Origin of the sequence: Pseudomonas sp. TMW22080, from assembly GCF_022496745.1 — a bacterium.
Taxonomy (GTDB): domain Bacteria; phylum Pseudomonadota; class Gammaproteobacteria; order Pseudomonadales; family Pseudomonadaceae; genus Aquipseudomonas; species Aquipseudomonas bubulae.
In genome coordinates this window covers 750194-775074 of the sequence record NZ_SCFF01000003.1, presented here as the reverse complement: position 1 = coordinate 775074, position 24881 = coordinate 750194, and the positions used below count along the sequence as shown (strand labels likewise).

Sequence of the window (24881 nt, the reverse complement as noted above, 5' to 3'; positions counted from 1 at the left end):
GGTTGGTTCTATGTGTAGCGGTAGCGGCCCAACACAGCTTGGGGATCCATTAAAAGCTGCATAGCCCTGCTGATTTCCTGCACCTCTGGGGGCGTGTACTTGCCGTAATAAGCTGCATTCACAGGCCCGACGCCATGCTCTGCACTGAAGCAGCCGCCGTTTTCGGTCACCAGCTTATAGATGCCGCTACGCACAACGACGACCTTGGCGATGCCGTACTGTCTGATGTGGGCGTGCGGCACCAGCACAATCAAATGGCAGCCGCCGTCGGCAAAATGGCCGAAATCGTAAAGCTGTAGCAGCGGATGTTCGCGCTGTAACCACTGTGCAGCTTGATCACGGAAAGCGACCAAGCGTGAGCGCGAAAACGCTACGTCGAACGACAGTGGGATACCTTCCTTGGCGATGGCCAGCGGTAGATTGTCTCGCAGTGGCCAAAAGCTGCTGGTATTTCCAAAGGCGGCGTCGAGAATTCGGCCGCTTTCATACAGCGCTTCCAACACCTGTTCGGTTCGTTGCGCAAAAAGGCTGTGCAAGCCAGGCATGCTGCTGGCGATCTCAATCAGGGCATAGCAGCTTGCCGACGATTGGCCGAACGGGTGGCGCAGCGTGGGGAAGTTGCGCAACGTAATGGCGAGCGCCGCCTCGGATATCACTTCGAACGCGCACAGCAGATCGCCAAATTGAAGTTCGAAGGCCTGCAACACCTCAAGCGCTGTCCCATGGTCAGGCAAGGCCACAAACACGCTTTGCGTCGACTGGTCGATGCGTTTGAGCTCAAGCGTCGCCGCCGTAATGATGCCGAAGGCGCCGCCGGTGCCGACAAACAACTGCTTGAGGTCAAGCCCGGTATTGTTCTTGCGCAGCGGTGCGAGGAGTTGCACCACGGTGCCGTCGCCATCGGCCAGCACCACTTCGATACCGAGCAGGTTATGGCGCACGTCGCCATGCTTGAGCAAGCGGCTGCCGCCGGCATTGGCGCCAATTAATCCGCCTATGGCCGGGTCGCTGCCGATATCAATAGGGAAATACAGCGAATGGCTTTCCAGTGTGCGATTCAGTGCTGACAAGAGCGTGCCGGCTTCCACAATCACCGTGCGGTTCAAGGGATCAATCTCGCGCACTTGGCGCATGCGCGAAAGTGAGACGATCACTTGCTTGCCGGAGTTGTCGGTGACGGCACCGCCCACCAATCCGCTGCGGTTGCCTTGGGCGACCAGCCGTATGCGATGGCGCACCGCGATGCGCATAAGCGCGCTGACAGCGTGGGTATCGCACGGGATGACGACCGCCGCCGCTTTGCCGCGGCAATGAGCAACGTCGATTTCATAGGGGGCACAGTCCGCCCCGGTCAGCAGCGACGCCTGCCCCAGAACTTCGGCGACTTCGGCCAGAAACGCGTCGAGTCCCGAGGCTTGTCGGTCCACGGTATGTTCCAGGTCGCTCATTGCGCCGCCGCCATGCGCTTGAGCAACTGGCTGCGTACCAGCACCAGTGCGACGACCGGCAATACGCCTCCCAGCAACGTGTTATGGCGAAAAATCAACGACACGGCGACGGCGATGGCCGCGCCAATCAGCAGCATCACAGAGAGTTTTCGAACCAAAGCCTGGTTGCTGCTGGTTTCGCCGATAAAGCCGAGTGGAGAAAACCGGGTGGCAGCCATGCCAATCACCAATACGCACGCCAGCACGGGTGCAGCACCCAGCTCCTGCCCCCACACTTGCAACGCAGCGGTAGAGACCGTGGCCAACAGGGCGCCAATCATCAGGTACAGGTCGACGCCCATTGCGATCCAATGGCCAGGGCGGTAATTGAACAGCCAGATCAGGTGCGCAATGCTGAGAATACCGCTGAGCACATACGCGGTATCCCAGCGTACGCCTGCCTCACCCGGGCCGAAACGGCCATACAACAGGAACACGATGACCGGAATGAATGCGCTGGCATTCGACAAATAGGCACGGCCTAGCTTGCTGATAGACATGCGGGTTTCCTTGGATAGAGATGCAATGAAATGCCTGAGTCCCGGGCTTAACTCTTGTGCCAGCGGAACATTAAGGTGGCTGCGGTGAGAAACAACGTGGTCCAGCCTGCCATGGCCAACAAGGGCAGCCACAGCGAAGGCAAGGGCGCTCCTTCGAGCAGCACTTGGCGCAGTACCGAGACAAACTGGTTGATCGGAATCACCGAGAGAATGCTTTTGATCCAGGCTGGCGCATCGTTCAACGGGATGGTCAGGTTGCCGAAGAACAGGGCCGGGTAATGGATCAGATGGCACAGCAATTCGGTTTCCTTGACCGAGGAGGTGCGACTGGCCAGCAGGGTGCCGAGGCTCAGCAACATGGCGCCGCCCAGCAGAATGACCGGCAACGCACGCATGGACTGCACGCTCCACAGCGAGATATCAATGCCGTACCCGTACCGCGCCACCAGCAGCAAGGTGCCGACAGAAATCAGCATCATGAGCACCCGCGACACGAGAATAGAGGCCAGAAAGACCAGCTTCGGCACTGGAAAGCAGGCGTAGATCTTGAGTGCATTATGTTCACGCAAGCTTGCAATCGATAAGGCGGTGGACATGATGCCGAGTGACATCAAACAGATGACCAGAATGCCGGTTGTAAAGAACTGGCCGTAGTCGAAGGGCTTGGCACCGGAGGCCGTATCCTCGAAACGCACCAGGTCTGTTGAGACGATGCCGCGTCTGGCCGCTGAACACCTGACCGCGGCGATCTCGATCACGCGCGCTGCGGCGCGTACCGCCAGCTGACCCTTGAAGTCATAGTGCACCTGCAACGGTTCGTCGCCGGCCGCAAAGACGATGCGTACCGTGTCTGCTGCGATGGGGGCAGTGCTGCTGACGGTTGAAAAATTGGCCTTTACCGGATCTCCGCCAGCAAATGCCTGCTGGATTGCTAGCTGGCAACTGGTGTCCGAACTGGCCTGGGCGTCAGCCTCCAGAAACTGGATATTTACCGTACCGAGTGAGCCAGGATGACCGAACGCCATCAGCATCACGGTCAGCAGCAGTATGGGAAAGGCCAGCGCCCAGAACAGCGCCGACTTGCTGCGAAAAAACCCCAGCAGCTCGTTGCGCGTCAATATCGCCAGTATGCTAAACATCCTGTTCTCCCTGGGCGCAGAGGTGCAACATGTCGCGGTAATGGGTGGGGCCGAACTCAAAGTGCTGGAACGCAACATTGCCGATCAGGCGGCGTATCGACTGATCCAGTTCCTGCGTGCCATAGACGCTGATTTCAGTGTTTGATGGCCTCGACAGCCGCAACGTGGCGCTTTCGCGCTCCAACTGGCGATAGATGGCGTTGATATGATCACTGTCGTCCAGCTGCAGATACGCATGGAAGGCGCCGACCAGGCGGTTCTTTAATGCTTCTTTATCGCCTCGATACTTAACGCCGCCGTTGCACACCCACACCACATCGCTTGCGGCATCCAGCTCTTCCTCCGAGTGGCAAATCATGATGATGGTCAGTTCCGTCAGGTCGTAGCGCAGCAGGTGTGCGACGCGCTCGATATACGCTCGGTCGAGCCCGGTAAACGGTTCGTCAAGGATTGCGATTTCCGGGTGGTGTGCCAGCGCCACGAACAAATCGAGCCGCTGTTTCTGGCCGCGTGACAGTGCCCGATAGGGCAGTTTGCGCAGCGCTTCGATATCCAGTGCCTGCGCCACCTGCGGGTCTTGCTTGCCGTACAGGGCCTGATGCAAATCGAGGATTTCCCTGACATTCGACGAGTCTTCATATTCGACCCGCTGCAATTGCACCCCCAACCGCTTGCGGTGCCGGGTGCTTTGCAGAAAGCGCGACGCCGCAACCCCCAGAATCTGCGCCTCTTCCAGATGCGCCTGACGGAAGCCGAGCAAGGCTTCGATCAGGGTGGTTTTGCCAGCACCATTGGGGCCAATGATGGCGGTATGTCGACCGCGCCGGAACTGCAGATCGCGGACCTCGAAGTGGAAACTGCCAGCGCTGACCCGGATCAGTTTGGCCGCCGCCGCATAGGGTTCATCAGTGCGCGTAGGTGCCAACTGCACCTCACGGTGCAGGGCAGGTTCGGACAGCCCGTGTGTTTCGTCCGTCAGCAGGATTTGACTGTTCATGTTCAATCGAACAACGCGACTTGGACATCGCGTTTGCCTTTGTAGGGATTGCGGCCATGGGCGACGGCAATGTTATCGATCAACAACATGTCACCGCTGTGCCAGGGAAACGCAATCTCCTGCGCCTCCAAGGCGTCGTATATCGGCGCGATTTCATCCTCCGAGATCGGCGAGCCGTCGCCCAGCCGCACATCGTAAGGGCGTGCCGGTTTGTCCTGATAGGCGTGCTGAATGTAGGCGTAGCCCGGCTTGCCGAGGGAGCGGGCGTTGTTGTGTTGGGTCGACAGTTGATTGAACCAGATCGCTTCGCCGGTCAGCGGATGTTTCAACATGGCATCACCGGTATGCGAGACCGTGATGCTGCCATCGTCGAGCCACTGGTAATCGAGGTGGGTATCGCGGCACAGCTGTTCCACCTGCTGCGGATCATCGGTCAGGAACGCTTCATCCCAGGGGCGGTGGTATTCGCGCATATGGGTGTTACGCGGTTCATTCTCGGGTGTGCTGGGGGCACGGAAGTTGCGCAAGTACTGGATGCGCGCGGCGCTGAGGCGTTCGATCAATGACGGTGACAGGCGACGGGTGACGGCTCGCATATCACACAGTATGGTTTCGCCGCCTTGGTCAGAGGGCTGTTTGCAAAAGAAAGCCAGTTTCTGTGGATAGTGCGCCATGTAGGCCTTTTCCTGATGCAGACCGATTTTCAGGGTGGCCGGGATGCGTGTCGATTCGTAGACTCTGCCTTCGATGTTCTTGCGTGGCGTGGCGCCGCCGATATAACCGAACGCATGCTCAGGATAGTGTTGCGCAATGGCCTGGAAGTCCGCGTTTTCGCGCAATGGAAAACCACGGAACAACAGGCAACCGAACTCCAGCAGCATGCTGTCAAAGATTGCCTGGTGCTGGCGATACCATGTCGTAAAAGCCTCGCGGTCATCGCTTAGCGTACTGTCGACAGGCGTTATGACGAGCGGCATGTGCTCCGGCGACAGAAAGCCACACTGTATCCGCGAGCCGCCCAGCATTTCGTTAAAGTGCTCAACCCTATCTAAACGATGATCCATAGCTTTTTCCCCGACGAGTTGCGTATCAAGCCAGCAAAGGCTTTTTGATGAGGATTTCGAAACCCAGTGCGCCCATGCCGGAACTTGGGCTGGTCACTACCGTGCAATGGTCCAGACCCGCTTCGATGACCAGCGCGCGTGCCTCTTCCAGGGTGACTTTTTCTTCAACATGGGTCGGTGGATAACCCACTGAAGCGCGCATTTGAGTGAACTTCTCCAGCAAGTCGGGGGCGACGTCGCGGCGCATGTCGTGCACCAGGCCAACCCCGCCCGGCTGCAGTACGCGATACATTTCAGTCAGGCTTTTCAGCTTGTCCGGCAAGTGATGCAAGGTGGCACGGCTTACCGCCATGGTCAGGCTGTTGTCGGCGAAGGGCAGGTCCAGGGCATCGCCGACCTTGAGTTCGATGGTATCGCTCAGGCCTAGCGCTTCGATGCGTGGTCGGCCTCCTTCGAGCATGGTTTCGTCCAGATCCAGGCCGATGAAATGCCAGCCTTTCAAAACCGGGTCGGCCGCCAGACGCACCGGGACCACGACGGTGGCGGTGCCGATATCGACCAGGGCGCCCGGCGGCAAGTCGCGGGCAATCTGGCGGATGCGGGTGACGAACAACACATCCCAGGGTTCCAGTGCTTGCGAGGCAAAGCGGTCGTACTCGTCAGCAGGGCGTAGATTTTTCAATAACATGGATACGTTCTCGTCTTGGTTAGCGTTAGAAGAAGATTCAGCGTTGAACTAGCCAGTGCGTGTGGCTCATTTCTTGTCTTACAGCCACCCCACTGGAACGGTGGCCAACAACTTGCGCGCGGCTTTGCTGTTGACACCGAAAGCAGGGCGATCGCGCCGCTCGATGGCATGCGCGACCATGGCCGCCACCCGGCCACAGAGCCCCAGGCCGACACCCCAACGGGCTTGGGTCACGCCGAGATCGAGCAGGGCTGCGGCGGTGATGAAGTCAATATTCGGACGTAGGCCTTTGCGCTCCAGAACGTGGGCACAAACAACGTCGTAAATCTCCAGATAGCGCCCCCCGAAACCCCACTGGGAAAACAGGGCCCTGATGTGCGGCGGTCGTGGGTCCTGCACAAACAGCGGATGGCCAAAGCCAAACAACAGGTTGCCCGGCTGATCCAGCGCAAGGTCGACCGCTTGCCGTATGTCAGCAGGGCTGGCTTGCGCACTGATGGTCTTGAGCCAGGTCATCGCTTCTTCTGCTGCGCCGACATGGTTCGGTCCGCTGGCCATGAAACCGGCCGCCACGGCCTGGGCAAGGGTGACACCGGTGCCGATGGCGGTACGGGGTACCAGCACCGTCGGCGTGATGTAGCCGAAACCGGCGTGCCAGGCCACCAGCAGGGCATCAACGACACGAATGGCTAATGGGTCGATATCGGTCGCGCCCATTGCCGTCAACACGACCTCGGCGTGATGCGTCGATGCTGCGCCGGGGGCGCTATAACCGAGCGCCGTTTGCAGAAAGTGCGGCGTTGAAGCAACGCTGACCAGGCCCTCGATAAAATCCTGATGCGTAGGCAAGTCGCGAACGGTGGCTTCGATCAGGACAATATGTTCCAGCGCTGCCAGATCACCGAGAAGGCCGCAGGCGGCGGCCTGAACGATGCCGGCACCGCTGTCGGCCACGGCTTCGATGCCACGTCGATAGGCAGGCTCCGCCGACAGGTGGCTGGCAATGCGTACCAGAAGGGCGTCAACGGCCTGGCTCTCAGCAGGGGTCGGCAGGCTGCCAAACCACGCCAGCCATAGCGCTGTGGGGAAGTCGACAATGCCGATCAGGTCATTGAGGTTGCGACCCCTGACCCACAGCCCTTCATTAGGCTCAATCGTGGCGCCGTCGATATTGGTACCGCGATACAGGGTGCGTGGTCCGCCAAACAGGCTCTGCGGCGGTGTGGGTATCAGCGTGTCGGCCTGTGCCAACTCATCAAGCGCAATGCCGCAGTGGGCGACCAGCAGGTTTTCTATTGTGTGTGCGTGTTGCGTGACCGTCGGCAGGATGTTGGCGAAAAAATAATGGGCGGTCTTGACCTTGCCACGGTAAAAAGCGGCTTCTTCGGCACTCAGTGGCTCGCGCAACTGACGCTCGGCCAGGCAGGCCGATTCAAGCAAGACCCAGGCGCTGGCGGTGAGACCGAGCATTTCCAGGAAGCGGGTATAGAACTGGCTGGTTTCGTGTGTGCGGCCTTCACGCACGTGCTCATTGATACGGGTTAGCGCCTGCTCCACGGCAACCATGGCGTTTTCCAGCGCCGGGAATTGGTCGTGCAGCTCAGAACCGACACCCGTTGTGTTGTTCAAGAAGGCATCCAGCTCTTCGCGCAGAAACTTGATCAGGCGTGAGTTCCTGCCAAAACCGAGCTTGTCGCGCACCAGGTCCTGGGACTGGATGTAGTTGGTCCCTTCCCAGATCGACAGGATTTTCACGTCGCGCGCATTTTGCTCGACAGGGTAAGCATCGGTGTAGCCGATACCGCCATGCACTTGTATCGCCAGTTCGCAGATTTTCCAGGCCTGGTCCGAGACGAACGCCTTGCACACCGGCGTGAACAGCAGCACCAGCTTGCGGTATTTTTCGACCTGGACTTCGTCCAGTACCGGCTCGGCTTCCAGGGCAAATGCCTGGGTCGATGCGCCGGTCAACTTACCGAGCAGGCCACGGCAACCTTCTACCCGGGCCTTCATTTCCAGCAGCATGCGCTGCACGTCGGCGTGTTCGATGATGGCTACAGGCGGGGCGCTGGCATCGGAGGTGCGACTGATTGCACGGCCCTGGAACCGTTTGCCGGCGAAATCGACTGAATGCAGATAAGCGCTGGAAGCCAGGCCCAAGCCGATAATTGCCGTGCTCATACGGGCCTGGTTCATCAAGGGCACCAGTTGCAGCAATCCGGCATTCTTGCGGTCGCCCAGCAGTACGGCGCGGGTGGTGCCGGTTCGACCAAACACCAGTTGGGTATTGGCGCAGCCCTTCAATCCCATCTTGCGCAGCAATGAAGTGCACTCGACATGGTTGTCTTCCAGCTCGCCCGTTTCGGGATTAGGCCAGAAGCGCGGCACCAGCAGGCAGGACAGCGAGTAGGAGGTCGAGGTGGTGGTATTGATGCGGCCCAGGACAAAGTAAACGGTGTTTTCGGTCAGCGTATGCATGCCCGCCGAGATGTAGACCTTTTCGCCGCTGACGGCGTATTCGCCGTTTTCAAGGGGTTTTGCGACAGTGGTGACCGCTGTCAGGTCGCTGCCGGCCTGCTGCTCGGTGGCGCAGAAACACGCGTCCCAGTCGTAGCGCTGAAGCTTGCGCAGGTACGTTGCCTTTTGCGCTGCGGTAGCGTGCAGCTTCAACAGCTTGATGGCCGGAAAATTGAAGCCGCCGTAGGTCATGAACGCCGGATTGGCGCCCATGAACATTTCCTGGATGGTTTGCCGGATCAGGGGTGGCAAGGCCGGTTGCTGGGATTCGCTGTCGATGCCCAGCACCTGAATCCACTCTTCCTTATAGCGCTGCCAGAGTCCGTGGAACTCTTTGGGGATTTCGACCTTGCCGTTTTCCAGCAAGTGGCATTCCTGTCGGTCGGAGGCTTGATAGGCCTTGCCTAACTCATAAGCGAACGCCCTGGCGCGCTCCAGCAAGGCATCGTAGTAGGTACGATTTTTGTCGTTGAACGGCGCCCGTGTGAGAAAATTCTGGTCGGTTTTATGCAGTTCCCACAAAAAAAAGCGAAGCTCACGCAGGCTGACTTTATAAGCAGACATAGGTTTTCCTGATTAATAAGCGGTGTGTATCTGGGTTCAGGCGCCAGCCTGGATCTCGGCCACAATGGCGCCAGCGGTGCCGCACAACGCCGCATCCCAAAGCAGGGCGGTGGCTGTTTTACCCTGAGGCAGGGTGGCGCGCAGGCGCATAAGCGACAGCAAGGGGGCCGCGCTCGAGTGGTGCGCGCGGGCACCGAGTTCGAAATGTCGCTCTTGTGCAATGCCCAGTTCGCGACTGACGCCCAAGGAGAAGCTGTCGCTGAATCCGGCCGGTAATACCCAATCGATATCACTGGCTTTCAGGCCGGAACGTTCGATTGCCGTTTGCGCTGCGCTCACCGCCATCGGATGCAGGCGCTCAGCCAGAGCGGCAGGGGTCAGCCCCCAGGGGTTGTCAATGGCCGCGCCATAGTGCACCGCCGAGGCGCGTATCGCCCCCCAGCCAGGCGTCGTCTGAGCGTCGCCATCGAGCAAGATGGCGGCTGCGCCGTCGCCGTACACAACCAGATCCCCCCAGGCGCGAAAGAAGGGGTAGAGCCACTTATCGGACGCCACCAGCAGCACCTTGCCGCCGAGACTGACCAGCGCTTCGATCATGGTCAGTGCGTTGAACACGCCGGCAGTGCCCGATTGGCCGATGGCGAACGGCAACGCGTTGGGCAAGCCCAGTGCATGCTGGATACGGCCTGCGACCGACTCATTAATGCGTTGGTTAAGGGCGCTATTGGTCACCACAATGTGGGTCACCTGTGCCAGCGTTTCTGCCGGAACCTGTTGACGCAATCGCGTGACCGCTTCCAGTGCCAGGTCGGCGCAGCTTTGCAAGGGTGGCGCTACCGGCAGGGCGATGCTCGCCGTGGGAAGCAGTCGACGCTCTTCTTCGGCGTCGATCCTGCCTTTGCCACGAGGCATGGAAAAGACCGCCGACTTGTACAACAGATGGCCATAGCCGATGTTTTTTTCCTGAGCTTGTACCGCCCGGAACGGGGTCGTATCGGGGACGTGAGAAGCGATAGCGCGGATTCGAAGCATGAGGCTATTCCGTGACCGTAAGTGAGGTGGAGAAAAACTCGGAAAACTGCTGCTTCAGCTGCTTTCGGTCGATCTTGCCGTTCGGATTGCGCGGTAAAGGCGAGTCATGGAAGGACACATGCAACGGCACCATATAGGTCGGCAGTTTGTCCCGGCACAGCTTGATCAGTGCCTGGGCGCTGGTTTGTATCTGCGGATGGGCGAACAGGCTGATGATGATGGCTTCGCCCTGTTGCGGATGCGGTACACCAAACGCTGCCGCCTCGGTCACGTCATCCACGGCAAAGAGGATTTCTTCGACTTCGGTGGGGCTGACGCGATAACCGGAGGTCTTGATCATGTCGTCGCTACGGGCAACGAAATACAGATAATCGTCGCTGTCGCGGTAGACGATATCGCCCGACCAGACCGCTGTTTCGGTACGCGAAATCTGCTGGTCCGGGTGTAACCAGGGACGAAAGCGTTGAGCGGTCAGTTCTGGATCATTCCAGTACCCGAGCGTGACGAACGCCCCGCGGTGCACCAATTCACCGTGCTCTCCAGCGGCACATTCGCTGCCGTCCTGGCGCATCACGCGAATATCAGCATTGGGGACCGCCTTGCCGATGGAGTCGGGTCGTGTGACGGCCGCTTCCGGCGCCAGGTAGGTGGAGCGGAAAGCCTCGGTCAAGCCGTACATCAGGTAGGGCAGCGCATTGGGAAATGCGGTTTTGAGTTTTTCCAGCAAAGGCGGTGGCATATGCCCGCCGGTATTGGCGAAGCAGCGAATGCGAGCGCCGGCAGGCTGCGGCCATTGCACTGACGCCAGTTGCATCCACAGTGGCGGCACGCCGGTAATCACGGTGACGCCATGGGCTTCACAGAACGTCGGGACTTCGCCCGCTTGCAGGAAATCCAGCGGGGCGTAGCAAGCACCGCTGACCAGCGCCGTGGTCAGCTGACTGAACCCGGCATCGAAGCTCAGCGGCAATACGCCCAGGATGACGTCATCGGCCCGCAAGCGCAGATAGTGAGCGACGCTATAGGCGCCAGACACCAGGTTACGTTGCGACAGCACCACGCCTTTGGGCCGTCCCGTAGAGCCGGAGGTGTACAAAATGGCCGCAGGATCACTGTCTGTGACGGCGGCGTATGCGTTGAAAAACGCCGCATCGGTCAGTGTGTTCAGGGTCTCGGACTGTAGTTTTTCCAGTTGCCAGGTATCGAGTTCGATGTCATTCAACGCCGCCTCGATGCGTCTTAGGCGTGCCCCCGTACTGATGAGCAAGCGAGCACCGCTGTCCAGCAGGATATGGCGTACCTGTTGCTCTTTGAGCTGAGGATTGATGGGCACCAGGATCGCACCCCGGGCATTGATTGCCAGGAACATGACGACGGTTTCGTACTGCTTGCCCGTATAGACAGCGACGCGTTCGCCCGCTTGCACGCCGCTATCGGCCAGCCTCTTTGCCGCCAGGCGCACGTCCTCCAGCAATTGGGAATAAGTCGCCATCTTTGCGCCTTGCGCGAACGCACGGCGGTCGCCATGGTGTTGGGCGCTGTCTTTCAACAGGTCGTACAAACTGATGTGGGCGGTCATGGTGACGTCCCTAGGATTGGTGGATATAGGTGTGTGCCGGGCTCTGCGAGAGGAAAGCGCTGACGCTGTACGTCTGGTTGTAGGCGCCGCAGTTGTCGAAGATCACCAGATCGCCCACGCTCGGCGGGGCCGACAGTTCATGACTCCAGCCGATCACGTCGGCGCGGCTGCAGGTGCTGCCAACAAACTGGATCGGCAACGGGGGCGCGTCACCCGGTGCCTGTTGACGCCGCAGCAGGCGCGGCTGTGCGTAGTTCTTCAACATGGCCTCAGTTTTGGCCAGCAGGAAGTTGTGGCTCAGGCCACCGTCGCAGACGGCAACGTAGCGCTCACCCAAGGCTTTGACTGAACGTACGCGGGTCACGAAAGTGCCTGCGCCAGCGAAGACACCGCGCCCGGACTCGTGGACGACCTTGAAGTCTTTTTGCAGCGGCGCAATGCGCTGGCGATAAGCGTCAAACGTCTGCGCCTGGTTGTTGAAGTGCTCGGAGAAACCGCCACCGACGTTAAGAAATTCAACCGGCATGCCGGTGAGGCGTGCTACTTGTGGCGCGAATGCAGCGAGCGCATGGGCAAGGGCGGCGGCATCGGCACCCTTGTCATCGATGTGAAAGCTATTGGAGCCCGCAAACGTATGGAGGCCGATGATTGGCACGTTGGCCTGGGCCAATGCAACCGTCGTCAGCAAGGCGTCTTGGCGACTCATGCCGAAGTGGTCCGCCGGGTGTTTGCCCGAGCTGACCAGTTGGCCCGCGTTCAAGCGCAAAATCGTTTGCGGCGCGGTCTGTTTGCCGATGACGCGAATCAGTCTCTGCGCCTGCTCCAGGCTGTCGATGATGAACGTGCAGCGTGAGGCCAGGGCCGCGCGCATGAAATCTTCATCCATTGACGGATTGTTCACGTATTTGGGGGTGTTGATGCGACCCGCCACAATATCGAGTTCGCCCAGGCTGGCCAGCTCCACACCGTCGACGAAGGCATGGCCGCAGCGGATCAACAAATCCAGGTTTGGATTGGCCTTGAGCGACACAATCAACGGTGTACCCAGACGCTCGCGTAAATCAGCGTAACGCGCCTGTACGACAGTGGGGTCCAGTACGTAGCAAGGCGTTTTCAGATTCAGCAGCCATTGGTCGGTCGTTGCGTCGTCGCTTCTGACAGGCGCGCAGGCGGTGGTCATGGTCATGTCAATTCACCGGATGAAGGGTCAATGCCGAAAATGAACCGTTGTCCGATTCCGTTATGTTCATCAGGTGCGCCCCGGCATCGACCTTGCTCAAGCCAATATCGGCCAGGTTGATCGCCAGGTCCGAGCCAAAGGAGTGGCCTTTGTTCAGAATGTTGTCGGAGTAGAGCGTGGAGGAGGGAATGGCCATGGCGCCACAGAAGGCTTTCCAGCCAGAGTGGTTGGAGTTGTAAGGCAAAATGCATGAAAAATCGCTAAGCGCCATGCCACAGTCGGCCACGGCTTCCTTCATGACTTTGCGGGTGTAGTGCCACTCCAGATTGAACATTTCCTTTTTCACCGCGTTGTTGGTCACGGAGCCCAGATACCAGCTGCCGTAATTGCGCACGGCCGTTGCACCGACCCGGTTACGCCGGCTGTTACGGGTCACCAGCAAGCACCCTGCGCCATCACTTAAGATGCTTGCCTGCAACACCCGGTAACGCTCGATAAAGACGCGGTCGGACGACACGATCAGCACCGAGTGCAATTGGCTATGGACATTCATCAAGGCCTTGGCCATCTGAATGGCGACGCTGATCGACGAGCAATTGAGCTGTGCGATCGAGCCGGCCCAGACAGGCTTTATGCCGAATGCAGTGGCCACTTCCATGGGCAGGCTGCGTGGCGCCGGCGGTACGCTGAATAGCCCGGTATGAACATGGATGACCGCACCGATGTCGCTGCCCTTGAAGCCTTGCTCCTCTTGCAGGCGAGCGACAGCGCGCTTGGCCAGCTCGACCTCGTCGATGTCCGGTGACACATGGAAATAACGGCAACCCGCATTGCGGATCATGTCAAAGCGCTCGGCGGGCAACTTATGGTGCTGAGCCCAGTCATTGAGGTCCTGGCGTTCGCCGGGTAACTCGTAAGCGGCGGCTTCAATACCGATCGTGAAGGGGGCGGGGCTGTTTGTTGCCGCAGTAGTTGGGGGCGTCATGACTGTATTCCTGTTAAGCCGGCATTGGCATGGCGGCGTAGTCCAGCACTCTGAGCTTTTCAAAGGCATCGCTTACACGGGGCGTCAGCAAACCCATTTCGCGGATGGTCGGCACCAGCCGCCGGAAAATGGAACGGCGCATGGAGTTGGCCACTTCAGAACTCCTGACCAGGTGGCTGCACTCTTTTTTGGATAAGCCCATCGGCTCCCATATGTCGTCGGCGCACAGGTGTTCGTACAAGGTATAAGCACCTTCAACCACAAACTCTTCGCGCTCCTTGCGTTCAGTTCCGCTCATTTCCTTGTACACACTGCCCAGCGTGATGCGGCCAATGGCGAAATGGCGCGCCTCATCGCGCTGAATGCGCGTCATCAGGTCTTTGATAAAAGGGTCTTTGGTGTAGGCGACCATGCTTTGAAACAGTGACAGCGCAATGCCCTCCACCAGCACTTGCATGCCGAGGTTGGTCATATCGAGTTTGCTGGTGGTAATGGTGTCTTCCAGCAGGCCTTTGAGCGCCTTGCTCATGGGGTAGCTGATGGGCAGCTTGTTATTCACCAGGCGCCCGAATGCTTCAATATGACGGGCTTCATCGATGATTTGCCCGGCAGCACAGAGGCGAGCCGAGAGGCTTTCTTCTGCCACCGCCAGTTTCGATGCGCAAATCAGGGCAGCCTGTTCACCGTGCAGTACCTGTGACAGGGTCCAGCCTTGCGAGTGATGGCGAATTTCGGCGCGGTTTTTTTCATTCATTTTGTTCCAGACATCGGTGCCGTAGATCAGCAGTGTGCCGTCCGGCATGCCCAGTGGATTGTCCGGGTTGAGCTCGTAGCTCCAATCGATGTCGGTATTGACATCCCACTGGTTGGCCTTGGTTTTCTGATACAGCGCATTCAAGCTGTCATTGCTGAAATCGTAGGTCTGAGACATGTAAGCCTCGACCGAGAAATTCCACTTGATCGGCTCGCCATCATCCAATGTCGGTTTGTGCTCTGTTTGCATGATCACACCTGTACGTGCGTGCATTTCGGTTGAGAGGTGGTGAACGGCTCATGCACAGGAGATGTGTGCACCTGTGCCGCGAAGTAGTCCAGGTCGGGTAAGAACCACTCGGTGATGGCTGGCGTTTGCGCGGTATTCCAGGCTGCGATGTGCAGGAGGTTATCGCCGCCGTCCCACAGGTCGCGGCGAATCTGTTCGGCGCTGATCCAGACCACCGGCGTCTGTAGCTGGCGCGCCCAGAACAAGGCTTCGTTCCATAAATGGGCGCCCATCGTCACGCGTGGATCGAGCAGGTTTTTTGGCAACGCAAGGTCGATGGAAGGCATGCGTACCTGCGCCAGGAGAAGCGTCTGCTCACCGCAGCTGCCCCAAATGTACTGGGCCAGCGTGGACAGCAGGGTGTAGTACTGCTGGTTGTTGACCAGCACAGGCGCGGGATTGTCGTGTGCGTACACACTTCGGCGTGCATAGTCTTGCGTTTCGAGCAGTGGCAGGTTGCGAGCCGAACAAGGGATCGCCAGGTTGTAATCGGGGTTACGCTGCAACAGCAGGGAACAGGTTTGCGCGCTCTTCACATTTCACCTTCCAATGCATAGTGCAGATCAGGCGCGAGGGTTATCTGGGCAATCGAAAAATAGCCGTTCATTGCCAGCGAAGAAACGATGCAATCGCTACCCGTGTGCGCGGAACCCGCACCCAGCTCCCCCAATAGCGAAAGCCAGGGGTCGCTGCCGAATGAATGGCCAAATCGTTGATAATGGTCGGCGTGCACAGACGAAGTGTCGAAGCACTTGAACAGCGCGCGGCGCGACATCTCTGGAAAAAACGGTACTGCAATGCCTAGACCTGGCCGGCTTTCGGTGAAACTGCGCAGGTTTCGTCCTAATTGCAGTAGCGCATTAGCCTGGCTTGAAGTGCCGATGACCAGCATGTTTTTGGCCTCTGGAATCACGTCAATCACTAACGTGCAGATGCCAAAACCGGAATTCCCCCAGCGGTTGTTGCCTAACCAGTAAGTAAAATTGTGGATATCGGTATCGACAATCTGCAGTAACAGCCTGCGACGACCGCTGAACTGAGCCTTCCCCTGGATATATCGCAGGATGAAACCCCAGCCCGTGCATTCATAGGCGTTGGTGACCCAGTCAGGACGGCGCCCATACTGGGTGGCTATCGCCTCCTGGAAATAGCCTGCATGTGGCGAACCGTCTGCCAAAAACTGTGACAGCACAGTAGAGCTCACCACGTAATCGTCGATAGGGCCTGCGTCGCTTGCATAGCGGCAAGCCTCATCGCCTACCCGCTGCCCCAATGCCAACGCTGCATCCTCCAGGCTGACCTGGTGCGATACAAAGGGCGTTTCTGTGCGTCGGTAAGCTAGCGTATGGACCCTGAAAGCCGGAGCGGTGCCAAGCGACTGCGTTGATGCAAAGGGCTGCGAGTTCGACATGTTGAGCTTCTGGTATGAGGGTGGCTGGCGATCAGGCGACTTGTTGCTGCTGCAACTGCGAGTCGATTTGCTCCAGAGTGGTGTACTGCGTGATGTTCAGTTGCTCAGGATCAATCGATCCGTAGAGCTGTTCGCAATAGACGATCAGCTCAACCACGTTGAGTGAATCGATACCCAGTTCGCCCAAACCGACATGGGTATCGACGGATTCGATATTGAGAATCTTGGCGGCTTCTTTCTTCAGAAGTTCCAGCGTGTTGAGGGTTTCAGTCGTCATTGGTGCATCTCCTGGGGTTAAAGCGGATTAAAGTGAGTCGGATACGGGCTTGGCTACGCGCATGCTTGCGCGCAATTCGTGATAACAGCGGTAAGAGCTGCCTTCCATTTTGGTAAACGCCAACAGATCACGCTGGTCGAGAAAACTCGGTACGGCAGAGCGGCTGACCAGATGCAAAAGCAGTTCATTGGAGGCGAATTTCAGTGCCAGCACGCGGTGCACGTCTTCGCTCTCATAGCGGTCGGACAGCGTCTTGGTACGGGCGGCGGCAGCGATGAAGTCGCGTGACGCGCGTTCGTCGGGTGTCAGTTCGAGGCGGCCCTGACTTGCCAGCCAGTCAACATGGGCCATCAGTGCGCGCACCAGGAAAGGCCGTACCGTCGTCAGGTATTTATTGAGTACCGCAGGGCCGCCCACTTTCAGACGATCTTCCTGGGAAACCTGCACCGTGCCCTTGACGTTCCCCAACTGCACGACATCGCCGAGAAAGGGCTCGCCGCAGAGGGTTCGCTTGAGGGTCTTGTATTGCTCGGGCCAGACCAGGAAGGCCGAGGGGAAAAACGAGCCCGGCGTGCGGGCGGCAACGATTGCCATGCCATCAAGGTTGGCGTACATGCCCCATACCTTGTCGATATGCAGCTTGAAACCATCCCCTTCAGGCTGGGCGACAGTGCGCCAGCTAGTGAGGGTAGGGCCGCCGGCATCACTCATCAGAAAACGCAGGGCACTGCCCGCATCAATGCTGGCGCGCGCCCGTTCGTATTGATCCGGCGTCAGGAACAGCGAAAACAAATGGGCGAAGTTCTGCATGAACGATCGGTAGTGCAACGCCAGACCGTCTTGCTGAATGCGCTCCAGAATATGTTCCAAGTCATGGCTCGGCTGCGACAGGGCCACCGAGGGGCGGTTTAATTGCTCGGCAGGCTCATAGTCTTGCGGTGTCTGCGAAATCAACATATCTGAATCCATCAGTCGCACTGAAGCGCGCGAAATAATATGGATCAAGTGAGCAGGCAGTTCGCCGTATGTCGATAAGCGATGAAGAACCGGTTGTGCACACACATTCAATAATGAATGGCGTGACGAAGCCGTATCCCCACCTTGCGTCAAAGTGTGCATAGTGTGTGATCCAGTATTTGAAAGTTGCAGTGCTTCAGTGTGTCGATGTTATTGGCGTGGTTGTAGATTAACTAACAAGCTGTTCGCGATCGGCCTTGTCTTTGTTGTCCAGTACGGTTTGCAGATAAATAGTTCGGCATTCCAAGCGCTTGAGTTTGTTGCTGGTCGTACGTGGCAAACTTCCGGGTAGCACGAATGTAATGGCGTGGGCACCAAATCCGAACTTCTCACGCAATTGGTTTTGAAGTTGGGTGCGCAGTTCGATAGGGTTATGCTTCGTTTCAAGCTCGATCAGAATCGCCAGGCTCTCGGTTCTCTGTGTCTCGTCGTAGATACCGAAGGCCGCTATTGCATTACCCCCGCTGGCCAATAAAGGGTGTGAGGCAATGACGTCTTCAATTTCATGGGGGAAATAATTACTGCCACGGATAATGATGAGTTCTTTCTTGCGGCCGAGTACAAACAAGTGCTCATCCACGCGATAACCTATATCCCCGGTCGCAAACCAGTCGCCGCTCTGGTAGTGCTCGGTCTGGCCTTCGGCGGGTAAATAGCCGGACATGACCGAAGAACCACGTATGAAAATTTCGCCCACTTCGCGGTCCTTGGCGTCGGAACTGTCCAAAGCCCTTACCGCCACTTGCATCCCGTCAATCGGCCGGCCCATCGACAGTACGGTTTCTACCCGCCGACTGTTATCGTCGGCGCGGCGTGCCTGCCAATGATCGATTACCGCGCCGGAGTCGATACGGTCAGGAATCACGTAGGAGAGCGCCTGCTTGTCGTAATCAAAGGTCGTGTTATGCATGGTCACTGCCAGCGTCGATTCCGCCATGCCGTAGCAGGGTTGCAGCGCAGAACGTGAAAGGCCGTGGGGCGAGAATGTCTGTGCAAACTCCCTCAGGCAGGCTTCATCGACCCTTTCGGCGCCGACAAAGATATTGCGCAACTTGCTCAGATCCACCTCTTTCATTGACGCTTCGCGGTAACGGCGAATGCAATACTGCAGGGCGAAAGTCGGCGCCGCCGTGGTGGTTGCGCCAAAGCTGGACATGCGCTTGAGCCAGCCAAGCGGGTTGCGAATAAAACTGGCCGGCTGCATCAATAGCAGCGGTGCCTGGTAATACAGGTTCGACAGTAGCGTCACCAGGCCCATGTCGTGATGCAGCGGCAGCCAGGACGCAGAGGCGTCGCCGCGTTCGACACTGTAGCCAACAACACCGCCGATACCGCGCACATTGGCGATGACATTGCGATGGCTCAGGATGGCGGCCTTGGGGCGACCGGTCGAGCCCGAGGTCAGTTGCACATGATGGCCGCTGTCAGCCTGGCAGCGTTCCACGCGCACTGGAAACCCTGCGCTGGCAGCGAGGCTCACCTCTGCGCTCGTGACCACGCGTACAGGCAGGTTGGAAAGCAAGCGCTGGAGTGCCGGTGTATTGCTTTCGGATGCGATCAGCAGGCGCGGTGCAAACAACTGACAGGCCACATATATCTGATTGCGCGGTGAGTCTGCCATCAATCTTCCAGGCAGCGCGACGGTGCAAGGCAAGGCGCCAATCAACACGCATCCAGTCAGCAGTAACAAGTGATCGATCGATGCCGGCAGGGCAAGAATAACCAGGTCATTACGAACAACCCCCAGTTCGGTCAGGGCTGAAGAGACCGCCAATGCTTGTTGTGCCAACGCTGCATAGGAAATGCTTTTTTCTTCCCCGTTCTCTTCTATAACAGTAATTTGCCGCAGTGCACTTTGCTGTGGATTATCCAAGGCAGACAAAATAGCATCGATCATTGTTTCCAATTTCCGATCTCCGGGAAGTCAATCAAACAAGTCTGTCAAATATTACAAATTCAATACAACGCTCTAGTGAGCATACAAACCTGTAGTGCCCGGTCTGGCGGACTTTATGGGATGGAACAGTGTTTGTAAATCGGTCGGGTGAAAGTTTCATAATCTTTCATGTTCGTTTGTAGTCGGCGCTATTGCCCGGTTCTAAAGCAAGTTTATAGTTGTTTAAGTGTCTAAACGCTTGTTACTCGGCGTTGGATGTTTTGTATTTAAGTCGTGCGCGCAGTCGTTTACTTTTGTAGTACGTGTCGACTCTTTAGTTGTGGGAGTGTCTCGAATAAGTCGTTGGTAGTGCGGGGTAAGCGTGCTCTTCAAGATCACGTATTTCGGCGCTTCCGGCGTATTCTTATAACGGGCGTACTCGTCGTCCAATGAGTACTTTCTCTCCCGGTTTGGTGTTTGCTGCAGTTACGATGCCTGATCTTCGGGTTACACATTTTGTCTAGTGGTGTATTGAATGGCGGCAGTTTCAGGCAAGCCTCAACCGATTATTTCCCGCGCCTGACGTGTCATTGACTACGCTGTACCTGATCGAAATTACAGACGCGCCCTGTCTCGAACCTAATCCCTTCGGTACGGTTGGCCTATCAAGGATGTGCAGGAGGCCCCCGGGTTTGTACAAATTCAAAACAGCGTTTCTGCTTCTTGTCCTGTTGTGCTCGGGCAATGGCATGCTTTTGGCCGCCCCTACACTGGCCTCTGTGATCAAGGCCGAGGAATCCGATGGCAAGCCTCCCGTGCTGGTGGATGGCGGGCTGCTGGGGGCTTTGGGTGCGGGGATGGACGAGGTTCAAGGTCAGCTCGGCCTGAGTATGCAGTTGCTGGACGCCTGGCGTTTACGCACCGAGCGGGCGGCAGGTGAAGTAGGACAACTGGTCGAGCAGGCATCCACACATCCTTCCTGGAGTGGTGTAGGCGACTTTTTCTTGCTGACGGTTATCTGGTCCGGCGTTTTTTTCGGGTTGATGCTCGCAGGAAGATTGCTGGCGCGTTATTTGTGTACCACGCGTTCGATGGTTGACCGGCCACGCATCCAGACGCTGGTGGGTTATGTGGTGCCCTACATGTTGCCTGCGCTGGTCTCGTTGATGCTGGCCCTGTACGCCAGCCGCATGCTGCAAGACACCTTGGGTCGCTCGTTCGGCCTGACCCTGACCTATGCCGGCAGCGCCGGGGTGTTCTGTGTGGCGCTGGTGCTGTCACTGAGTACCTTGTTTGAAACGGGCCACAAGCGCCGCGCGGTGCAGATTATTCGTCAGTACTCGAAACGGGCGCTGTTCTTGATCGGCTTTTTTTCGGCACTGAGCGACGCAATGAGCAGCCCGCAAATTGCGCGGCAAATCGGCGGCAATATCGCCAGTTGTCTGTCGGTATTCGCCGGCCTGCTGGCGTGCGCCATTCTGGGCTGGCTGGTGGTACGGCTGCGGCGGCCCGTGGCTCACCTGATCCGCAATCGGGCCCTGGCACAACGGCTCGGGCAGCCAGCCTTGCAAGAGTCGTTGCGCATTTTTTCGGTACTCTGGTACTGGCCCGTGCTGCTGATGTTGCTGGTGAGCGCGCGCAATTTACTGGGCGTGGGTGAGGGCAGTGAACGTGCCTTGCGCAGTGCATTGCTGACATCGGGCCTGCTGATCGGCACGGTATTTCTGAGCACGATTCTGCACCATTCATTTCGGGCGCGAACCCAGCATACAGGGGCCTATAAAGAGCGTTTTATCGGTGTGGTTTACGCATTGCTGCGCATTGCCCTGGCCGTGACCTTTATTGAGTTGCTGGCGAAGATCTGGGGTTTCTCGCTGTTGGCCTTCGCTTCCGACAGCAATACCGGCAAGGTCATCAGTGATTCCCTGGGCCATATCCTGTTGATCCTTCTGGTGACCTGGTTGACCTGGGTGGTCCTCGACACGGCCATTCAACAAGCGCTGGAACCGGCCACCAACCGGCGCGGGAGCCATGAGCCCAGTACGCGAATCAAGACCATCCTGCCGCTGGCGCGCAATGCTATCAAAGTGATTCTGGTGGTGATCTGTACCATCACCACCATGGCCAATCTGGGGGTGAACGTCGCGCCCTTCCTGGCTGGCGCCGGGGTGATAGGCCTGGCCATCGGCTTTGGCTCCCAGCAGTTGGTGCAGGACGTGATTACCGGGCTGTTTATCATTATTGAAGACACCATCTCGGTTGGTGACTGGGTGGTGATCGACTCCGCCCATGCCGGCACCGTCGAGGGGTTGACCATACGAACCCTGCGCCTTCGCGATTCGAGAGGTTTTGTCCATTCGGTGCCTTTCGGTCAGATCAAGGCCGTCATCAACCATTCCCGGCAGTTTGCCTATGCCTTTTTTTCCGTGCAGTTCACCTATGACACCGATATGGACAAAGCGACGGCCCTGATTCGGGAAGCGGGGAGCCAGATCAGCAGCGATCCTTTGCTCAGCCTGAGCCTGCAGGGTTCGCTGACGATCTTTGGCGTCGACAGCATGAACCTCGATGGCGTGACCATAACCGCGCAGTTCCGAACCATGTCCGGGGCGCAGAACACCGTGAGCCGGGCATTCAATGACCGGCTTAAAAAGCTTGTGGATAAGTCGCCGGATGTTCACTTCGCACAGCATTATCCACAGGGGTTTCTGCTGCCCGTGCGGGAGCCGGAACAAACGCTGCCAGCGGACTCCTTGGCGCAACGGTCTACGGTATTACTGACTGATATTCCGCCCAGATCCCAATGAAGGCCTTTTAGCATGAGGCAGTTTGTCAGTGACGGGTGGGCAAGAAACCCGCAAAATGCGGCTATCTTGATTAGGGTCAGCAGCTTTCACGGCTGGTTTTCTGGTATACATCACCGTTCTAAATAGACTGAGCCTGCATACTTTATGCGAATGCGCCTTATGTTATTGGGCGGCGGAAATGCCCTCGGGCAGGCGCTGATTCGTCTGGGTGCCGAGGAAGACATCAATTTCCTAGCCCCGCGCCCGCCGCAAGACGGTTGGGACGCCGCGAGCCTCACGCAACTGCTCGATGACACCCGCCCGGATGCTGTCATCAACCTTGCGTACTACTTCGACTGGTTTCAGGCGCAGACAGTAAGCGAGTCGCGTCTTGCCGCCCAGGAGCGCGCTGTCGAGCGTCTGGCCGAGCTGTGCCAGCACCACAGCATCACCTTGTTGCAACCTTCCAGCTATCGGGTTTTCGATGGCTCGCGTGCGACGGCCTATAGCGAAAAAGACGAACCCGTCCCGCTCGGGTTGCGCGGTCAGGCACTGTGGCGTATCGAACAAAGTGTGCGGGCCATTTGCCCGCAACATGTGCTGCTGCGTTTTGGCTGGTTGCTCGATGACAGCCCGGATGGCACCCTCGGGCGGTTTCTGGCCCAGGCCGAAAAACCGGGTGAGTTGTTGATGGCCGATGATCGACGGGGCAACCCGACGCCGGTGGATGATGCGGCGCGGGTGATTATCTCGGTACTCAAGCAGCTCGATTGCGCGGCGCCGCTGTGGGGCACTTACCACTACGCCGGGCACGAAGCGACAACGCCGCTGGCGCTGGGGCAGGCAATCCTGGCCGAGGCCCGTAACCTGCACGAACTGGCAATCGAAGCGCCGACACCCCAGGCGCACGCCGCGCGGCCCGACGCGGCAGAAGAACCCCAGCACGCGGTGCTGGCGTGCAAAAAAATTCTACACACCTTCGGGATCAAGCCTCGCGCCTGGCGTGCGGCGCTCCCCACTTTACTGGACAGGTTTTATCGTCATGGTTGATGCTCCCGTTTTAATCACCGGTGGTGCCGGTTTTATTGGCTCCAACCTGGTAGACGCCTTGTTGGCCAAGGGCTACTCCGTAAGAATTCTCGATGACATGTCCACAGGCAAACGCAGCAACTTGCCAATGGCCAACTCGCGGGTCGAGCTGATTGAAGGTGACGTGGCCGATGCCGCACTGGTTGCCAAAGTCATGGCCGGTTGCAGCGCCGTGGTTCACCTGGCGGCGGTTGCTTCGGTACAAGCCTCGGTAGACGACCCGGTGCGTACTCACCAAAGCAACTTCATCGGCACCCTGAATGTGTGCGAAGCCATGCGCGAAACAGGGATCAAGCGCGTTGTTTTCGCCTCCAGTGCTGCGGTCTACGGCAATAACGGCGAAGGCGAGTCGATTGTCGAAGACACGCCTAAAGCGCCATTGACACCTTATGCCGCCGACAAGTTGTCCAGCGAGTACTACCTGGATTTCTATCGTCGCCAGCACGGTCTGGAGCCGGTGATCTTTCGCTTCTTCAATATCTTTGGCCCGCGCCAGGACCCCTCCTCGCCTTATTCGGGCGTGATCAGCATTTTCAGTGAGCGTGCTGAAAAGGGCCTGCCGATCACTATCTTTGGCGATGGCGAACAAACGCGCGACTTCGTGTATGTGGGTGATCTGGTCAAGATTCTGGTGCAAGCCGTCGAAACCGAGAACGCTGAAGCGGGTGCCGTGAACGTAGGCTTGAACAAGGCCACTACACTCAATCAAATGCTGGCAGCGTTGAGCGAAGTGATCGGCGAGTTGCCACCGATCAGCCACGGTCCGGCCCGCTCGGGTGATATCCGCCATTCCCGTGCTGACAATAGCCGTTTGTTGCAACGCTTCACCCTCGGTGAAACCACACCAATGAGTGTCGGGCTGGCACGCCTGCTAGGCCGCTAAGAACCACCCGCCCACAAAAAAGGCGCCTTTCGAAGGCGCCTTTTTTATGATTGCCGGACTTAGAATTTGTAGCCCAGGCCAACCATGTATACCCATGGGTCCACGTCTACGTTGACCTTGGCACGAGTGCCTGGTGCCACGGCGTTGTTTTCCACAGTGGCGCGGGTGTCGATATCGATATAACGCGCCTGGGCGTTGATCATGATGTTGTCGGTCAGCATGTAGTCAGCACCCAACTGCCAGGCCATGCCCCAGGAGTTTTTTGCCTTGAAGTTGTCGAACCCTTCGGCGCTGGCACGGCTGCCGACGTGTTCGTCGTAGATCCAGGTGTAGTTGATGCCGGCACCGACGTAAGGCTGGAATGCCGATTTGGTATCCAGTGGGTAGTACACAACGCTCAGGGTTGGCGGCAAGTGTTTGAGGCTACCCAGTTTGCCGTTGGCGGCTGCCAGGCCAGTACCCTTGAGTTTCACGTCATGCTCAAACGGTGTGGCTGCCAGCAATTCGATACCCACATGGTCGGTGATCATGTAAGCGAAGTTCAGACCCAGTTGCGTGTCGCTGCTCATGGTCGCCTTGCCACCCAGATCAGCACCTGCCAACGGGCCTTGATCAACCTTGACGCTGGAGCTGTCGGCTTTCGGGTTTACCGTGATAGCACCGGCACGCACGATGATGTCGCCTTCCGTGTGCGCGTGGGCAAGAGGGGCGACGACGGCGAGCGCAAGGGCGGCTGCGCTGAGCAAAGACTTGTGCATGGGAGCTCCA

General features: G+C 58.1%; 21 protein-coding genes. 3 read left to right on the top strand and 18 right to left on the bottom strand.

Annotated features, from left to right (window positions below):
• Window positions 1–8: 8 nt before the first annotated feature.
• The 17 genes from EQV96_RS13870 to EQV96_RS13790 all read right to left on the bottom strand — a co-directional run bounded on the left by EQV96_RS13870 (window position 9) and on the right by EQV96_RS13790 (window position 19376).
• The gene (locus EQV96_RS13870; protein ID WP_240882125.1) at window positions 9–1448 is read right to left on the bottom strand and encodes an FAD-binding oxidoreductase; all 1440 of its coding nucleotides are present in this window, start codon (window positions 1446–1448) and stop codon (window positions 9–11) included.
• The gene (locus EQV96_RS13865; protein WP_240882124.1) at window positions 1445–1987 is read right to left on the bottom strand and encodes a permease; all 543 of its coding nucleotides are present in this window, start codon (window positions 1985–1987) and stop codon (window positions 1445–1447) included. The genes EQV96_RS13870 and EQV96_RS13865 overlap by 4 nt, the downstream gene beginning before the upstream one ends.
• Before the next feature lie 47 nt (window positions 1988–2034).
• The gene (locus EQV96_RS13860) at window positions 2035–3126 is read right to left on the bottom strand and encodes an ABC transporter permease (RefSeq protein ID WP_153380192.1); all 1092 of its coding nucleotides are present in this window, start codon (window positions 3124–3126) and stop codon (window positions 2035–2037) included.
• Entirely contained in the window at window positions 3119–4123 is a 1005-nt protein-coding gene (locus EQV96_RS13855) for an ABC transporter ATP-binding protein (protein ID WP_240882123.1), read from the bottom strand. Before EQV96_RS13855 ends, EQV96_RS13860 begins: the two co-directional genes overlap by 8 nt.
• A 2-nt stretch (window positions 4124–4125) precedes the next feature.
• The gene (locus tag EQV96_RS13850; protein ID WP_178114897.1) at window positions 4126–5100 is read right to left on the bottom strand and encodes a TauD/TfdA family dioxygenase; all 975 of its coding nucleotides are present in this window, start codon (window positions 5098–5100) and stop codon (window positions 4126–4128) included.
• Window positions 5101–5212: 112 nt separating this feature from the next.
• On the bottom strand, window positions 5213–5875 hold the full coding sequence (locus EQV96_RS13845) for a methyltransferase domain-containing protein (protein ID WP_094999489.1): 663 nt from the start codon (window positions 5873–5875) through the stop codon (window positions 5213–5215).
• A gap of 78 nt (window positions 5876–5953) precedes the next feature.
• Window positions 5954–8956: a citrate/2-methylcitrate synthase gene (locus EQV96_RS13840; RefSeq protein WP_240882122.1), complete on the bottom strand. Its 3003-nt coding sequence runs from the start codon at window positions 8954–8956 to the stop codon at window positions 5954–5956.
• 36 nt (window positions 8957–8992) lie between these two features.
• Window positions 8993–9988 carry a hypothetical protein gene (locus tag EQV96_RS13835; protein WP_095019078.1) on the bottom strand — a complete coding sequence of 332 codons (996 nt, stop codon included), beginning with the start codon at window positions 9986–9988 and terminating at the stop codon, window positions 8993–8995.
• A 4-nt stretch (window positions 9989–9992) separates the two neighbouring features.
• Window positions 9993–11567, bottom strand: a complete 1575-nt coding sequence (locus tag EQV96_RS13830) for an acyl-CoA ligase (AMP-forming), exosortase A system-associated (RefSeq protein WP_095023476.1) — start codon at window positions 11565–11567, stop codon at window positions 9993–9995.
• 10 nt (window positions 11568–11577) lie between these two features.
• A complete protein-coding gene (locus EQV96_RS13825) occupies window positions 11578–12753 on the bottom strand; it encodes an alanine racemase (RefSeq protein WP_240882121.1) in 1176 nt (391 codons plus the stop codon).
• A gap of 1 nt (window position 12754) precedes the next feature.
• A complete protein-coding gene (locus EQV96_RS13820) occupies window positions 12755–13732 on the bottom strand; it encodes a 3-oxoacyl-ACP synthase (RefSeq protein WP_165446499.1) in 978 nt (325 codons plus the stop codon).
• 13 nt (window positions 13733–13745) lie between these two features.
• The gene (locus tag EQV96_RS13815) at window positions 13746–14735 is read right to left on the bottom strand and encodes a ferritin-like domain-containing protein (RefSeq protein WP_094999484.1); all 990 of its coding nucleotides are present in this window, start codon (window positions 14733–14735) and stop codon (window positions 13746–13748) included.
• A 2-nt stretch (window positions 14736–14737) separates the two neighbouring features.
• The gene (locus EQV96_RS13810; protein WP_095031794.1) at window positions 14738–15310 is read right to left on the bottom strand and encodes a hypothetical protein; all 573 of its coding nucleotides are present in this window, start codon (window positions 15308–15310) and stop codon (window positions 14738–14740) included.
• On the bottom strand, window positions 15307–16185 hold the full coding sequence (locus EQV96_RS13805; protein ID WP_095019073.1) for a hypothetical protein: 879 nt from the start codon (window positions 16183–16185) through the stop codon (window positions 15307–15309). Before EQV96_RS13805 ends, EQV96_RS13810 begins: the two co-directional genes overlap by 4 nt.
• Window positions 16186–16216: 31 nt before the next feature.
• Window positions 16217–16462 carry an acyl carrier protein gene (locus tag EQV96_RS13800; protein ID WP_094999482.1) on the bottom strand — a complete coding sequence of 82 codons (246 nt, stop codon included), beginning with the start codon at window positions 16460–16462 and terminating at the stop codon, window positions 16217–16219.
• Window positions 16463–16489: 27 nt separating this feature from the next.
• Window positions 16490–17419: a hypothetical protein gene (locus EQV96_RS13795; protein ID WP_094999481.1), complete on the bottom strand. Its 930-nt coding sequence runs from the start codon at window positions 17417–17419 to the stop codon at window positions 16490–16492.
• Between the two features lie 229 nt (window positions 17420–17648).
• Window positions 17649–19376, bottom strand: coding sequence for an AMP-binding protein (locus EQV96_RS13790; protein ID WP_094999480.1), 1728 nt, complete (start codon window positions 19374–19376; stop codon window positions 17649–17651).
• Between the two features lie 671 nt (window positions 19377–20047).
• Here EQV96_RS13790 and EQV96_RS13785 point away from each other — a divergent pair.
• The 3 genes from EQV96_RS13785 to EQV96_RS13775 all read left to right on the top strand — a co-directional run bounded on the left by EQV96_RS13785 (window position 20048) and on the right by EQV96_RS13775 (window position 24113).
• Complete coding sequence (locus tag EQV96_RS13785; RefSeq protein WP_094999479.1) at window positions 20048–22162, top strand: mechanosensitive ion channel domain-containing protein; 2115 nt, start codon at window positions 20048–20050, stop codon at window positions 22160–22162.
• 144 nt (window positions 22163–22306) lie between these two features.
• A complete protein-coding gene (locus EQV96_RS13780; protein ID WP_094999478.1) occupies window positions 22307–23191 on the top strand; it encodes a sugar nucleotide-binding protein in 885 nt (294 codons plus the stop codon).
• On the top strand, window positions 23184–24113 hold the full coding sequence (locus tag EQV96_RS13775; RefSeq protein WP_153380208.1) for an NAD-dependent epimerase/dehydratase family protein: 930 nt from the start codon (window positions 23184–23186) through the stop codon (window positions 24111–24113). Before EQV96_RS13780 ends, EQV96_RS13775 begins: the two co-directional genes overlap by 8 nt.
• Window positions 24114–24172: 59 nt before the next feature.
• Here EQV96_RS13775 and EQV96_RS13770 read toward each other — a convergent pair whose 3' ends face one another.
• On the bottom strand, window positions 24173–24871 hold the full coding sequence (locus tag EQV96_RS13770; protein WP_094999476.1) for an OmpW family outer membrane protein: 699 nt from the start codon (window positions 24869–24871) through the stop codon (window positions 24173–24175).
• Window positions 24872–24881: the final 10 nt, after the last annotated feature.